The following is a 13,706-nucleotide window of genomic DNA, read 5'->3' as shown; positions in this document are numbered from 1 at the left end:
AGCGGATACGGCGATTGCGTCAACTCAGCAAAGCGAAGCCTCGAAAATACTAATTGACGGAAAAAGGAAACTCCGCATTGAAATATCTCATCGTTTTAAGCGTCCCCGTGCTCTTGGCCGGCTGTGGTCAGGAATCCAAGCCAGCAGTTGTACTTCACCTTGCTCCGATCACACCTGGTGCCATTCCCGAAAAGATCGGCGGCTGCGGGGAAGGTTGTAAGAAACTGGACAAGTTTGCTAAGTGGCAACCGCTGCTCGCTCCGCTGGTTGAAATGCACCGCAGGCAGGAGAAGTGCTCCTCAGTTGAGTATGCAATGCCCGATACCGACTCTGACCCAGCGGACCCGAAGTTTTATGTACAGTGCAAAGAAGTGAGAAGCGGCCAGCTTTACAACACCTTCTACACTCGGACACAGATCGAGATGGGCACGCCGGCTACGAGTGAGCCGGTTTCCCGTGCGTATGCTGAACCTCTTTGCGCAGGCCAATTGGCTGAAAAACTGCCCGGCGCTACAATTGAAGCTCCAAACGGCTCAGTACGTCTAACCTATGACTTAAAAGTAAGTGGCGTCGACAAGAAGGCGGCTTGTCTAGTTAGCTACGAATCTGTTGAGTTAAACGTCGTCCGGTAGCTCAGTAATCAAGGAAAAAATGACTCTCGCAATAAACGTGATTCTTGGCCTATCGCCGCAGCTGCAGGCACTGATTGACTAGGTGAAAGCCGAGGAAATTCGCTCAGTCTCCTCAAAGGGACGTGTCATGTAAAGTTGAGCCGTAAGACAAGAATTTTAAGGCCGTTAGAGGCGTTGCACGGGTTCTGGAGATATTCCGATGAATTTTTTGAAAGTAATATTGGCTGTCACTTTTTTTGCTGCTGCCCCCTCATGGGCTGGAGATTTGACTGGGCCTCAAAATAATGCAGTCAAATCAGCGAAGCAGTATCTCAGCATGACGGGCTTCTCACGCAATGGGCTTATTCATCAGCTTTCATCTGATGCTGGAGAGGGTTTCGACGTTTCTGACGCTACGATAGCAGTGGATAGCATGAACATTGACTGGAACCAGCAGGCGGTGAGGTCTGCGAAGCAGTATCTCAATATGATGGGCTTCTCGTGCAAAGGCCTCATTAAGCAACTTTCCTCGAGTGCTGGAGAAAAATACACTGTGGACCAAGCAACCTACGGCGCAAAACATGCAGATGGTTGCTGAAAAACGGCGTGCTTTAAATCGCCCCTAGTTTCGTAGACGCCATCAAGCTACAAGGAAGGGTAGCTAACCCAGCATAACTGTCCGCTTTTGGCCGAAAGCAGTCCGTGCAGGCATGAATCTTTCCCACGCTTAAACTGGAAGTGTTGCATCAAGCGCTCCGCACAGCCATTCCAAATTAGTTTTGAGCCCTACGCTTAATTGACGCAGATCGTTCCTTTGCTGCGCGTGTGGAGGATCTAAAACGATAAGGAACTGAAGACCTCTCTTGCGCGGCGGTTGGTGATAGATCTTCGCTATTTCTAGAAGAATGTCTAAAGTTTTTTAATTGCCCGTGATATTGGTTTTATCATCGAAACCCACTAGGGTCCAGTTATCGAGATAGAACCTGCTTATGTAATGTTAGCGTATTTTATTCCTGTGAGTTTTAAGATTAGCTACTGAACATTGGATTGAGAAAACTTACTGAATGATTAATGGCAATCCTTAACGTAAAAGCTTGCAAGGGACTGCTCCCAATTTCTTGTCGTGCGCGCGTCCGGATGGAAAAGCGGTATAGCCTGGCCTTCTCATATTTCGGCGCGTTTCGTCATAAAAGACGCTGAGTATTCCAGTTAAAAGAAATTGTAGCCCGAGATGGGACTCTCCATGCTGATGCTTAAATCCAACATACTCTGCCTCAATCAGTGTCTTAGCTGGGCGCCGTTTGAAAATGCTCCATTCATCAAGTGCTCCGATAAATCCGACTAACTTATCAAAGGTGACGCCAGACTGACCCGCGTAAGCTTCCTGCGTACTAGTGAATACCCAATCTAAAACGTCTGTTTTTATCTTTTCGATATTAGATCTTACTGAGACTATCGCAAGATAGGGACCGCGCACTTTATCATTTCTATCATTGGAAGCTAAAGTTTCACAAAGCGTCGCGGCTTCGAACAAAGCCGCGCACTCTTTCTTTACATCACCGTCGTTTAAGTGCTTCTTCACGGAAATTACTCCCACCACGCCTTCGGGCGGAACAATTACACTATTTCCAAAACGTTGAAATACCGGGTAGTTACCTGAATCAAAAATAATAATATCAAGTTGCTTTGAGTGTGAATCCATTTCAGCCTTCCGCTCTTTTCCACTTTCCCCCGTTTTTACAGCAGGTCGCAGGATGAACCCCGTGAGTACTTCCAACCCATTTGGCAGATGGCGAGTGAGGTATTCGCGTAGAAGGTCTTCAACAAACCTTCCATCCTCGCCTCGATGCGCTGCACCTGCTCCCTGTGGCGCTGGGATAAGCGTTTCAAATTGTTGATACGTCCTGACGAGCGCATCAACCTCGCTAGACCAGTAATCCTGAATTCTCTTTCCGTCCATTTTTTGCTCTTCTATATGATACTAGTCAACAATATAACTGATTTTCGCCTGCCAGCTAAAGTGGTACATCCTCTAGCTTGATCGTTCACTATGTAGTAACGATCTAATTGAACGAATCAAAAAGGCTCGACAGATTTTCGGCCTGTTTTCGTCACTTTATTGGCTTCCAGCTTTGGAAAACCGAACCGGATCTGCGTAGTCTTATCTAGCCACTCAGCAATGAGATTAATTCTTGATGCCTAAATATTATCGGGAAATTCGGCGTTCTGATGCTTAGGGTTTGCGTATCTCTAGCCTCTTCCATTACTTCCACGAGCAGTACCGTATCATTCGCTTTATTTAGTCCCTGCAAAGAGGCGAGATCGAACGACAATTGGTCACCCAAGACAAAGCATAGCCGGCGATGTGAGCTCATCAAGCAAAATCTCAAGGTCGTATATCACCAATAGGAAGAAATATTCTCAAATCGGTACTTACCAGGGTTGAAAGGTGCGTTGAAATTATTGTACAGCATAAAAATAATGTATAAGTTTTTAACGGTGCGCTGGCATTTTTAGCACCTGGAAGAATCCTCGTTTGCTTGCGGTGAGCGCTTGATATGTGAAGTAGACGCAATTTTGAGATCAGGTCAACGTTACGACGCGTTACCCAAATCGATACCTGTCTGTAATAGCACTGCATCACTCTAGAGGCTTGATGATTCGAGCCTAGCTCCTGAGTACCCTCAAGGCTCAAAGAGAGCCTGCTTGAGCCACTTCGCAAGTGGCCGCTTTTGGCCGATTGCAGCCCCTCGTAACAAGCAGCTTCTGGCTTATCCCCCCTAAAGCCCCACCCAAAAACGCCGATAACCTCCTACCATCAATCAACCCCCGCTCCCCCACACCCGATTCGCTCCCCGCATGCCCGTATGGCACGTCGCATGCTTGCCTCACCCCGGCCCGTCCACATGGAGTACGAGTGAATGCCTGCCCAAGCCCGTTTCATCGAGCACTACCGCAAAGCCGACCGCATCATGCTCGCCCTGATCTGGCTGATGACCCTCTTCTCCCTCGGCCTGGCGTTCTGGCACGACACGCTGCTTCAAGCGCTTTTCATAGGCGGCGGCACCAGCGTGGTGCTGACCCTGGCCTATCGCGTCATCGGCGGCACCCGCCTGATGCGTTGCGCCCTTGGCGTTGGGCTGATGGTGATGGCGGCGTTGCACATCAACCAGGCCCAGGGTGTCATCGAATCGCATTTCGGTATCTTCGCTCTGCTGGCGGTGCTGACGTTCTACCGCGACTGGCTGCCTATCCTGGTGGCCGCCGTCACCATCGCGGTGCATCACGTGGTGTTTCATGCGTTGCAGCATCAGGGTTTCCCGGTGTTTGTGATGGAGCATCACGGCGGCTGGAGCATGATTTTCATCCACGCGTTCTACGTGGTGATGGAGACGGTCGCCCTGCTCTACCTCGCGGTGCACAGCCAGACCGAAGCGGTAGAAAGCCAGGAAATGCTCGAAAAAATGCTCGCCGTCACCACGCAGTTCAGCGGTGAGGCCGTCAAGGGCAGTCCGGAAAAAGTGCATGTCTCCCTTGCCACCCGTTTCGATCACTTTCTGACCCAGATCACCGGCCTGATCGACGGCGTCGCCCGTGACTCCCACGGCCTCGGCCAACTCGGTCAGGAGCTGGCTCACGCCAGCGGCACCCTGGAAAAAGGCGCGCGCCACCAACTGGCGGAAATCGCCCAGATGACCGGTTCCATGCAGCGCATGGAAGATGCCATGGGCCATATCGCCGTGCACGTGGAGCATGCCGTCGAGCACGCGGGGCAAGCCAGCCAGCAGATCATCCGTGGCCAGGAAAGCGTCGGCCGCGCCCAGCTGGAAATCACTCAACTCGCCACCCGCCTCCACGACACTAACGAGACGGTCGAAGGGCTGGCCGTGCAAGCCGAACAGATCGGCTCGGTGCTGGAGGTGATCAACAGCATCGCCAACCAGACCAACCTGCTGGCCCTCAACGCCGCCATCGAAGCCGCCCGCGCGGGTGAGCAAGGGCGCGGGTTTGCCGTGGTCGCCGATGAGGTACGCAGCCTGGCGCAACGCACGGCGGTGTCGACCCAGGAGATCAAGACGATTATTGAAGGGTTGCAACACGGCAGCCGGCAAGCGGTAGAGGCCATGCACGACAGTCGCCAAGGCGTAGAGCGCTGCGTGGAGGACAGTCAGTTGGCGGTGGAGATGCTGCGGGCGGTGGGCAATGATATTTCGCAGATCGACCAGTTGAATGGGCGGATTGTGTCGACCACCCGTGAGCAATCCACGGCGAATGTGGAGATTGTCGGGCGGCTGCAGTCGGTGCAGAGCATCGCTCAGAATACGGCGCAGGATGTGGAGACGCTGGCCAGGAGCAGTGAGCGGTTACCGCCGATTGCGGTGCGGTTGGATGCGTTGGGGCGCCGGTTTCATCAGTGAGTGGGAGCATTGGCCGGTGCTCGATTCAAGCGCTGCTTCTGACGCGGATGGATAGTCCAGGCGTGAGCGTCGCTACGGGCAGATCGGGTTTCAATCAAATGAATCGGGCCCTTTCTGCTCCTTTATTTGGACGTGGCGTGTTCATTTTGAGCGTGGGCCGGATAACGCATAGCGGCTTGCCTCTTCCATCAAGTCATCGCACATCGGATTGGCTTTGAGCATGTACGCAGCCGGGTCGATTATCGACAAGCCAAGCGATGTCTCTTCTGTGGCAGATGCCCAAACTTCTCCCATTGGCCCGACAATCTATTTCACTGCCCTCCCAGGTGCGTAGGGGTTGATTTACCGCTACCTTCCCTGGAAATCTTGCAAAGAGACGATGCACATGGATGTTGAATGGGCGCATGCCATCGAAGCCGCAGAAAGCGAGTACTTGTGTTCCCGCGTTGAGAGCTTGTCGCGGGTTAGTGGAAATCCTTTTGGTGCTCGTGTGTTTTTCAATGGGGCCTTTCCGTGCTTTCAGGTGAAGGCAACACCTAGCCTGATGTTCAATCGTATCTACGGTGACAGCACCGGCAACCCCCTTTCACTGCTGAGCTTGCTCAAGGAGTCAGCGGAGTATTCAACAGTAACGCCCCTTATCGGGAAAGCCTCGACGTTGGAGCAATTCGCTTTTGTGGGTGAGGAGCGATTCGAGCGTTTGAGGGGGTGGACGCATCTGCAGCTTGCGTGCCCCATCGAGGATGCGGTGTTGACCCCCCAATTATTCAACATCGAAGAGGCCACTTCAGACTCTCTCCCGGAGTTCGCGGCAGTTCATGCGAGTGGCTTTCATACCAAGCCAGAGCATCGTCAGTTGAGCCAGGCTTGTTTTGCAGGACTGATGTCGAATGAACGCCTGAAAATCTACGTCCTTAAAGCTGATGGGCAAGTCGTTGCAGGCGCGTTGATGTACCTGGCCACCAATGGCGTTGCCTACCTGGGCACGGCTGCCACTCGAAAAAATGCACGAGGCTTGGGCTATCATGGAGCGCTGATATCTCACCGGATAGAGCAAGCAAAGAAGCACGGCAGCCTGGTGATTGCTGCAACTGCGCTTCCAAGTTCACAGAGTCGCCGTAATTTGCAGCGCATTGGGCTGGCGGCGTCTCATGCTCAGGCGCTGTACCGCTTGGCAGATGGTTGAAACAGATTCGTAATCTACCTTCCGCTTGTGCGAACGGTAGATGTTAAAAGCTGCTGCGCCTATGGCGAAAATGGTAAGTCAGCCAGAGCTGTTCATATTCATTTAAAACCTCGGCACATCGACGTCGCGCAGAAGTTCCTCGGTGGCACATTTGAAACGCTCCACCAGAAAGTCCAACAGGACCCGCACTCTGGCAATTCGGTACCGATTGCCATGCAGCACCGCAAACACCCCAGCTTCTGCTACGCAATAGTCAGGCAGCAGCACCTTCAACCGCCCGGCACGGATATCCGCTGCTGCGTCCCAAATGGTCTTGCGTGCAATGCCATGACCGGCCAATGCCCAAGTACGTGCCACGGCGCCATCGTTGGTTTCCCAGGCGTTTTCCAATGGCACACTGTGGTTCCATGTCTGGCCGTCCACCCTGAAATGAAAGGTGTTTAAAGGACCCGCCGGAGTCACCAGCAGAATAAATTTATGCCCGGTGAGCTCGGCCGGCGTCTGCGGCTCGCCGTGGCTCGCCAGGTAGTCCGGCGAGGCACAAAGCACCCGCCAGTTGGGTGCCAGTTGCCGGGCGATCAACGAGCTATCACGCAGTGGGCCGAAACGAATGGCCAGGTCGACATCGTCCTGTACCAGGTTAGACATAGCGTCCGACAAGGTCAGCGCCACCTTCAACTGCGGATGCTGCGCGCAAAAGGTCTCGAGCCAATCATTAAGCAGGTGACGGCCAAAGTCAGTAGAGGCAGACAGACGGACTTTACCGCGTACTTCCTGCTGACTCGCCTGCAACCCCGCCTCCGCCTCATCAATGGCGCGCAAGGCGACCCAGCATTGCTGCAGATAGAACCGGCCTTCATCAGTCAGGCGCAGTTGGCGGGTTGTGCGATCAAACAAGCGGGTATGCAGCGCCGCCTCCAACTTGAGTAACCGTGCGCTGGCCGCCGCCGGCGACAACCCCAACTTGCGTCCAGCGGCTGAAAGACTGCCGAGGTCGGCAGCCTCAACGAACAAGCGCATGTCCCCCAATCGATCAGTGGCCATCTTCAATCCAGATTTGATTAAGCATCAAATTCTAGACCAATTATCAAATCACAGACACTTCATCACAATCAGGCCTCACCTGTTTTTCGAGCAAGCTCATGAACCGCGAAGAATCGATTCAACCCACCCCCCCGCCGTCCTCAGAACTACCTATCACTGGCTTACTGGCCCTGACCACCGCGAGTTTTATCGCCACTGCCAACGAGAGCGTACCCGCCGGCCTGTTGCCACACATCTCCGACACGTTTGAGGTTTCCCAGGCATGGGCGGGGCAATGGGTCACCGCGTGTGCCCTCGGTTCCGGGCTGGCGGCCGTTCCCTTGACCTTGGCCTTGCAAGGTTGGCCACGGCGCCTTGTGTTATTACTGACAGTGGGGGTGTTCTGTTTGTGCAACGCGGTAACTGCCTTGTCGCCGTATTTTGCCCTCACCCTGGTCGCGCGCCTGATCGTCGGGGTCGCCACTGGTGTGGCGTGGAGCCTGTTGGCCGGTTATGCGCGACGCATGGTCGCCGCGCCCTTGCAAGGCCGCGCGATGGCAGTGGCTATGCTGGGTATCCCCGTCGCCTTGGCGCTGGGCGTACCACTGAGTGTCTGGCTGGGTGAACAGATCGGTTGGCGCAATGTGTTCGGGCTGCTAGCGGCGTTGAGCCTGGCGCTGATGGTTTGGATTCGGCTGAATGTCCCTGACTTTGCCGGGCAACGGGCTGGCCAGCGCTTGTCCCTGGGTCACGTTTTTTGCAGGCCAGGCGTGCGACCGGTGCTGACGGTAGTTATGCTGTGGATCATGGCTCATTACATGCTCTACACCTATATTGCGGCATTCCTGGCATCGGTCGGGTTGGATGGACAGGTCGAGCAGGCATTGCTTGCGTTCGGCATTGCGGCTCTCGTGGGTATCTGGCTCACTGGGCTATTGATTGACCGCTGGCTGCGGCGGTTGGTGCTGTTGAGCCTGGCCGGGTTTGCGCTGGTATCGCTTGCATTGGCGTTGGGTGGCTTGCCTGCCATAGCGGTTTATGTGGCGATGGCTGCCTGGGGCCTGAGTTACAGCGGTGCACCGGCCCTGCTACAGACAGCTTTGGCGAATGCTGCTGCCGACGGTGCCGATGTGGCTCAGTCGATGCTGGTGACCGTGCTGAACCTCGCGTTTGCGGGCAGTGCCGTAGTGGGCGGTGTACTGCTTGAGACGACAGGCGTGGGATCGATCCCCTGGGCAACCTTGGGATTGGTGCTGCTGGCCTGGTTGGTTGTTAAGGTGGGTGGCCAAGCTGGGTTCAGGAGCTTGTCCAAGCCCTGATCGGTTTTACTGCCGCTTAGTCCGAATTCGGCTCAGCCAAAATGCAGGCAAGCCAGTTCACACAAATGCTGTGTGATGCCTTCCTCGGAGTGTTCCGGAGCTGCAATCAACAGCATCTCCGAGGCACTCGATGAGGCTCAAGCGACGGCACGCAATGCCGGTGATATTACGCCGCCGCTCAATCTCAACTTCGTCACTCTAAGCAGCTCGATTAAATTGCTCGGAGCGCCGTCTGAGTATCTGCGTCCAGTTCAGATGCTCGGTTACTACCCTGACGAAGTCCTCAAGCGCTAATTTTAGCTCGATGAAGCACGCCTAGCCGAGCAGAGCATCCTAGTGTCACAGGCCATTTGAACGGCCTCTGACTGCTAACATTCCGTTGGCAGCCAGTCGGATAATGGCCGTAACGTTGGGCCTCATAGTGGTGAGGCATTTTCAGACGATATAGCCACTTATGCCGTCCCACAGAAGTTTTACCGCCGTGACTACGAGCAGGCAGTAGCAGGCAAGGTACATCTGGCGTTGATCCAGCTTGGTGTGCAGTCGCCAGCCCAGCCAGACACCACTTGGAACTGCTAACAGGCAGATGACCATCAGGCTTAGCACGTTACCGGTGGGCCTGGCTAACAGCAGCCAAGGCACTGCCTTGAGCAGATTGCCTACGGTAAAGAACATGCTGGTGGTGCCGGCATAGGTTTTCTTGCTTAGACCGAGCGGCAACAGGTACATCGCTAATGGTGGCCCACCAGAATGCGCGACCATAGTCGTGATCCCAGAGGTGACGCCTGCGGACACCGCCTTGAGCGATGAGCGCTGGCTGACCCTGATTTCCCCACCGGTTTTGAACCAGAGGCCGACAAAAATCAGGGTAACCGCCGCCATCACTAACGCGACTGCGCGGTGATCCATGACGCGAAAGAGTAGATAGCCGACACCGATGCCGACAATCAGACCTGGTAACAACAGCACCAAGTCGGGTTTAGACCAAGTGGATGGCTTCCAGTAACGCAGGCCGAACAGGTCCATCGCGATAAACAACGGCGCTAGCAGTCCGCCGGCTGTGAGCGGATCCATCACCAGCGACAGCAGCGGAATGCCGACAATGGAGAAGCCTCCACCGAAGGCACCTTTCATAAAGCAGATCAAAAAAACTCCGGCGAAGGTCACCAGAATCGTGGTGGTGGTCAACTCAAGGTCCACGGTGCTGCCCCCTGATCCGGCTGCTCAAGGTTGGCCAGCATTATCGAAGAAAGCTCAACGTGCCCGCGCTCGCGCAAGTGCGCGATCGCAGACAAGCGATCAGCGTGCGACTTGTTTTGATTGAGCTTGCGCTTGCATTCAACGCACTGCATTTCGATCTCGATACCGACAACTCTCGACACCATCTCGTCCAGATATTCACGCGGCGCATCGCCCATCTTCCAGGGCTTGATCTCCTTGGACTCCTGGTGGCGAGTCAGCTGGGCCAGGGTGCGGCGCAGGAGCTTTTCTTCCGACATCACGCGCATGACGCCATGCACATGCACCACCTCGTAGTTCCATGTGGGAACCTGGCGATGCGTTTCGTGTTTGGACGCATACCAGTTGGGCGAAATGTAGCCTTCTGCCCCCCTGAAGATCACCATGACAGGCGTGCCGCCGGCGCAACGTTGCCACACAGGATTGGCGCGGGCCACATGAGCGGTCAGCAACCCGTATGTTCCGTGGCCGGTATCGAGTTCAAAGGGAATGTGGTCCGCATCCATGCCGGATTCACCCTCAGTAACGAGGATGCCCAGCGGATTGTCGCGGATAATTCGGTGCAACTGTTCCGGGCGGTGCTCTGCGAAGTGTTCGGGAATGTACATGGGATTTCACTACGGATTGTTGGGAGTCCATAATGTCGACCACGATCTGCATCATCGAAAGTGCCAGTTTCGAGGTTTTTCCATGGGCCAGTTTTCAGCCAATCCGGATGCATTTTCCCGCGGCGCGCAACGTCGGATCTATGCCAGGCTGCGCGCGCAGATAGAAGACGGCACGCTTGCCGCCGGCACGAGGCTCATGTCGACGCGGGCAATCGCGGCCGAACTCGGCGTGTCGCGAACCACTGTAACGGCGGCTTACGAGCAACTGGCGGCCGAAGGCTTTGTCCTGACATCAGTGGGCAAGGCCGCCACGGTAGCGAGCATAATCAGCACTCAATCCGGGCATGCCCAAGGGGACTCGGCGCAGCAAAAGGAACTGCCGCCAGTGCTTTCCCTTTACGGGCAACGAGTGGCCATCATGAAGCCGTACAACATGGCGTCACCCCAAGCCCGCATCGATTTCAGGTACGGCTCAGTCGCTACCAGGGATTTTCCGGCGCTGGGTTGGCAGCGCGCCTACCGTTCCGAACTAGTCAAGCGTCAACCGAGCCTCGCTTACGGCCACCCCGAAGGGGAAGAGCGCTTGCGCAATGCGCTGCAAGGTTATCTGCGACGCGCACGCGGTCTGGCGTGCGATGCGGATCAAATACTCGTAGTGCATGGCTCGCAGCAAGGACTTGACCTGTGCGCCCGGCTTTTGCTGAACCCGCAAGATGCATTCGTCTTCGAAGAGCCTGGCTACCGCATGGCCAGATATTGCTTTGAGGCCACGGGCGCGACGGCGTTGCCCATACCCGTCGATGCCTCTGGACTGGATACCAGTGCTCTGCCGGAAGGTGATCGCGTGCGCCTGGCCTTTGTCACTCCGTCTCACCAGTTTCCCATGGGGGCGGTGCTTCCTGTCGCACGTCGCCTCGAACTGCTGAGTTGGGCGAGGCGACATCGCGCGTGGATCATTGAGGACGATTACGGCGGCGAGTTTCGCTATGGCCAGCGGCCCATCGACGCACTGCAATCCATGGACGCAGATGCTCGCGTCATTTATGTCGGAACGTTCTCCAAGGCACTCTCACCGCAACTCAGGTTGGGTTATCTGGTTCTTCCACGCGAGTTGGTTCACGTTTTCCGTGAAGCCAAACGGCTGACCGATCGACACTCACCGCGCTGGGAGCAAAACGTGCTCGCCTCATTGATCGAAAGTGGAACCTATGAGCGTCACGTTCGCCGCCTGCGGCGGGAAAATGAACTGCGGCGAAGGGCATTACTGGAGGCTTTTGAACAGCATCTGGCGGAATATGGGCAACTGGCCGGCATGGCGGCGGGCTTACACGGCGTATTAACGCTACCCGCGCTTCGCGCTCAGGATGAGCCGACGTTGCAGGCGATAGCGCTCGAACGCGGGGTTGGCGTATATCCGCTTTCGCCGCTGTTTGCCGAACCAGCGTCGGTAGAATACGAGCGATCGGCAGGACTCATTTTGGGCTATGCCGGCCTGACAACGCAGCAGATTCATGAAGGGATCGGCATTCTTGGCACGGTGATTCGGGAGGTTAAAGAGCTTCGGACTCGAGCAAATTTACAAGGTAGAGATAAGGCGAATAAGAAAAAGTGGTCGGCTTGAGTGACTGCTAAGGGTGGAAACTGGTTCTGGACGGAGGCACCGCTATTGGCCGATTGCTGCTTGTCACGAAAGGCAGAAATCGGCCAATAGCTGCTGGGCGTGATCGACCGCTAATGGCCCAGAGTGTGTAAAAACGCTTCGCCAAAATTGAAGTGTGCGCTTCTACGTTAAATCTGAAATTTATCGGCACGTCAGCAGTAGCCTTGAACTCCCCCTCGCTATCTCCCCCTCAACCCTTTATGATGAGATCTATTCTCATAAACGCCAGTTCTCGGAATGCCCACACATCACCCCCTGATGGCCGCCCTGGCTCTCCATTACGACGACCTAGTTGACTACATCAAGCGTCGCTTCCACGGCCGAGACTTCGCACGCGACTTGATGCATGAAGTGTGCGTGCAGATGCTGGAGAAACCACCCCGCGACCCCATCGCCACGCCTTTGGCGTTCCTGCGTAAAACGGCGTTCAACCGCGCCATCGACCGTATTCGCGCCGAGCGTACGCGGCAGGCTCATTTAAATGGCCATGTGCCCGAGCACCTGAGCGTCGACGATTGGGACGGCGCCCAGGCGCTGGATTTCGAGCAGCAGCTGGCGGCGTTGCTAGACATCATCCAGGCGTTGCCCGTGCGTCAGCGGCAGGTATTCCTGCTGCATCGCATCCATGACATGTCGCAACGGGAGATCGCAGAGGAGCTGGGAATTTCGGTGAACATGGTGACCCAGCATTTCGGGCGGGCCATGAAGACCATCGGTCAGCATTGGGAGCCGGCGCGCCGAGCCCTTCGGAAAAACCCATGAATTCCTCGCCTTCCCGTGACCCCAAAAACGATCTGCTGCAGCCGTTCGCGGACGCTTTGCGTGAGCGCGTGCCGTCCAAGGAAACCTTGCTGGCCGAAGGTAAAGCCTTCACCAAAAGCCGCCGCAGCAAACAGAAATCCCTGGGTGCCGGATTGTTGGTCCTGGCGCTGGCAGGTGGCTTGTGGCAGTTGGATCCGGCCTGGCAGACGGAGGATGTGCAGGTCGCCATCGGCCAACGTCAGGAAGTTCGTTTGCAGGATGGTAGCTTGGCGATGCTCAATTCCGGCGCTCATCTGCGTATCGAAAAACGCCTGCGCAGCCGTCAATTGGAATTGCTGAACGGCGAAGCGATGTTCACCGTGGTACATGGCGATTCGCCGTTTATTGTGCGTAGCCAGGGCGTACGAGTGCGGGACATAGGCACAATATTCAATCTACGCAGCGATGAGCGTGGGGTGGATGTGGGTGTGATCGAGGGCAGTGTCGAGGTCAACAATGACCACACCGCGCCACGCCTGCTGAAGGCGGGCGAGCAGGTGCGTGCCACCGCTGAAGGGGTCGGCACGGTGGCACCGGCAAGCCGCGAGGCGCTGACGGCCTGGCAGCAGGGTAAGTTGCGCTTCGACGGTACGCCACTGAGTGAGGTCGTGCGCGACCTTCAGCAGTACCGCGAGCAGCGTATTAAAGTGGCCAATACAGCCACCGGTGAACTGCGCCTGTCGGGGGAGTTCGACAGCAAAAGCGTCGAGACACTGATCGAAATGCTGCCGCGGATTCTACCGGTGAGCCTGATACGTACCGCCGATGGCCGCGTGATTCTTAACAAGACTCGCTAACAGACAAGAATTATTTTCAACACGACATCAAGATTCCTACAGCG

At 55.6% G+C, this 13,706-nt stretch carries 12 protein-coding genes and 1 pseudogene; 8 read left to right on the top strand and 5 right to left on the bottom strand.

From position 1 onward, the window contains the following. Nucleotides 1–77 precede the first annotated feature (77 nt). Together C0058_RS13110 and C0058_RS13105 are read left to right on the top strand one after the other, a co-directional pair. Nucleotides 78–632, top strand: coding sequence for a hypothetical protein (locus C0058_RS13110; RefSeq protein ID WP_102368753.1), 555 nt, complete (start codon nt 78–80; stop codon nt 630–632). Nucleotides 633–831: 199 nt separating this feature from the next. After that, entirely contained in the window at nt 832–1,209 is a 378-nt protein-coding gene (locus C0058_RS13105; protein ID WP_102368752.1) for an Ltp family lipoprotein, read from the top strand. Nucleotides 1,210–1,692: 483 nt separating this feature from the next. Here the strand turns inward: C0058_RS13105 and C0058_RS13100 are convergent, their stop codons facing one another. Continuing rightward, entirely contained in the window at nt 1,693–2,571 is an 879-nt protein-coding gene (locus C0058_RS13100; protein ID WP_102368751.1) for a DUF6602 domain-containing protein, read from the bottom strand. 292 nt (nt 2,572–2,863) lie between these two features. Beyond that, nucleotides 2,864–2,986 (bottom strand): annotated as a pseudogene (locus tag C0058_RS33245) (hypothetical protein); the annotation flags it as partial. A 546-nt stretch (nt 2,987–3,532) separates the two neighbouring features. On the opposite strand from C0058_RS33245, the gene C0058_RS33160 reads away from it, so the two are divergent. Both C0058_RS33160 and C0058_RS13085 read left to right on the top strand, forming a co-directional pair. After that, a complete protein-coding gene (locus C0058_RS33160; protein ID WP_102368750.1) occupies nt 3,533–5,029 on the top strand; it encodes a methyl-accepting chemotaxis protein in 1,497 nt (498 codons plus the stop codon). Between the two features lie 385 nt (nt 5,030–5,414). Next, complete coding sequence (locus C0058_RS13085; RefSeq protein ID WP_102368749.1) at nt 5,415–6,215, top strand: GNAT family N-acetyltransferase; 801 nt, start codon at nt 5,415–5,417, stop codon at nt 6,213–6,215. 102 nt (nt 6,216–6,317) lie between these two features. On the opposite strand, the gene C0058_RS13080 is transcribed toward C0058_RS13085, so the two are convergent. Beyond that, nucleotides 6,318–7,259 (bottom strand): LysR family transcriptional regulator, encoded by a 942-nt coding sequence (locus tag C0058_RS13080; protein ID WP_102368748.1) that lies wholly within the window; start codon nt 7,257–7,259, stop codon nt 6,318–6,320. A 98-nt stretch (nt 7,260–7,357) separates the two neighbouring features. Between C0058_RS13080 and C0058_RS13075 the strand changes: the two genes are divergently transcribed. Then, the gene (locus C0058_RS13075; RefSeq protein ID WP_102368747.1) at nt 7,358–8,557 is read left to right on the top strand and encodes an MFS transporter; all 1,200 of its coding nucleotides are present in this window, start codon (nt 7,358–7,360) and stop codon (nt 8,555–8,557) included. Between the two features lie 435 nt (nt 8,558–8,992). Here the strand turns inward: C0058_RS13075 and C0058_RS13070 are convergent, their stop codons facing one another. Together C0058_RS13070 and C0058_RS13065 are read right to left on the bottom strand one after the other, a co-directional pair. Next, nucleotides 8,993–9,757 carry a sulfite exporter TauE/SafE family protein gene (locus C0058_RS13070; protein ID WP_003210527.1) on the bottom strand — a complete coding sequence of 255 codons (765 nt, stop codon included), beginning with the start codon at nt 9,755–9,757 and terminating at the stop codon, nt 8,993–8,995. After that, nucleotides 9,742–10,404: an FMN-binding negative transcriptional regulator gene (locus C0058_RS13065; RefSeq protein ID WP_008432591.1), complete on the bottom strand. Its 663-nt coding sequence runs from the start codon at nt 10,402–10,404 to the stop codon at nt 9,742–9,744. Before C0058_RS13065 ends, C0058_RS13070 begins: the two co-directional genes overlap by 16 nt. On the opposite strand from C0058_RS13065, the gene C0058_RS13060 reads away from it, so the two are divergent. From C0058_RS13060 to C0058_RS13050, 3 genes are all read left to right on the top strand, one after another. Continuing rightward, complete coding sequence (locus C0058_RS13060) at nt 10,403–12,025, top strand: PLP-dependent aminotransferase family protein (protein WP_102368746.1); 1,623 nt, start codon at nt 10,403–10,405, stop codon at nt 12,023–12,025. The genes C0058_RS13065 and C0058_RS13060 overlap by 2 nt on opposite strands. Before the next feature lie 297 nt (nt 12,026–12,322). Further along, nucleotides 12,323–12,826 carry an RNA polymerase sigma factor gene (locus C0058_RS13055; RefSeq protein ID WP_102370250.1) on the top strand — a complete coding sequence of 168 codons (504 nt, stop codon included), beginning with the start codon at nt 12,323–12,325 and terminating at the stop codon, nt 12,824–12,826. Continuing rightward, entirely contained in the window at nt 12,823–13,662 is an 840-nt protein-coding gene (locus C0058_RS13050) for a FecR family protein (RefSeq protein WP_003210519.1), read from the top strand. The genes C0058_RS13055 and C0058_RS13050 overlap by 4 nt, the downstream gene beginning before the upstream one ends. Nucleotides 13,663–13,706 lie beyond the last annotated feature (44 nt).

Origin of the sequence: Pseudomonas sp. NC02, from assembly GCF_002874965.1 — a bacterium.
Classification (GTDB): domain Bacteria; phylum Pseudomonadota; class Gammaproteobacteria; order Pseudomonadales; family Pseudomonadaceae; genus Aquipseudomonas.
The sequence above is the reverse complement of the archived record's forward strand: the minus strand, read 5'-3'. Positions and strand labels throughout refer to the sequence as shown.

Bases quoted from the DNA above. Each gene is read 5' to 3' on its own strand.
- C0058_RS13105 (WP_102368752.1), top strand. From the start codon at position 832: ATGAATTTTTTGAAAGTAATATTGGCTGTCACTTTTTTTGCTGCTGCC.
- C0058_RS13100 (WP_102368751.1), bottom strand. From the start codon at position 2,571: ATGGACGGAAAGAGAATTCAGGATTACTGGTCTAGCGAGGTTGATGCG.
- C0058_RS33160 (WP_102368750.1), top strand. From the start codon at position 3,533: ATGCCTGCCCAAGCCCGTTTCATCGAGCACTACCGCAAAGCCGACCGC.
- C0058_RS13085 (WP_102368749.1), top strand. From the start codon at position 5,415: ATGGATGTTGAATGGGCGCATGCCATCGAAGCCGCAGAAAGCGAGTAC.
- C0058_RS13080 (WP_102368748.1), bottom strand. From the start codon at position 7,259: ATGGCCACTGATCGATTGGGGGACATGCGCTTGTTCGTTGAGGCTGCC.
- C0058_RS13075 (WP_102368747.1), top strand. From the start codon at position 7,358: ATGAACCGCGAAGAATCGATTCAACCCACCCCCCCGCCGTCCTCAGAA.
- C0058_RS13060 (WP_102368746.1), top strand. From the start codon at position 10,403: ATGGGATTTCACTACGGATTGTTGGGAGTCCATAATGTCGACCACGAT.
- C0058_RS13065 (WP_008432591.1), bottom strand. From the start codon at position 10,404: ATGTACATTCCCGAACACTTCGCAGAGCACCGCCCGGAACAGTTGCAC.
- C0058_RS13055 (WP_102370250.1), top strand. From the start codon at position 12,323: ATGGCCGCCCTGGCTCTCCATTACGACGACCTAGTTGACTACATCAAG.
- C0058_RS13050 (WP_003210519.1), top strand. From the start codon at position 12,823: ATGAATTCCTCGCCTTCCCGTGACCCCAAAAACGATCTGCTGCAGCCG.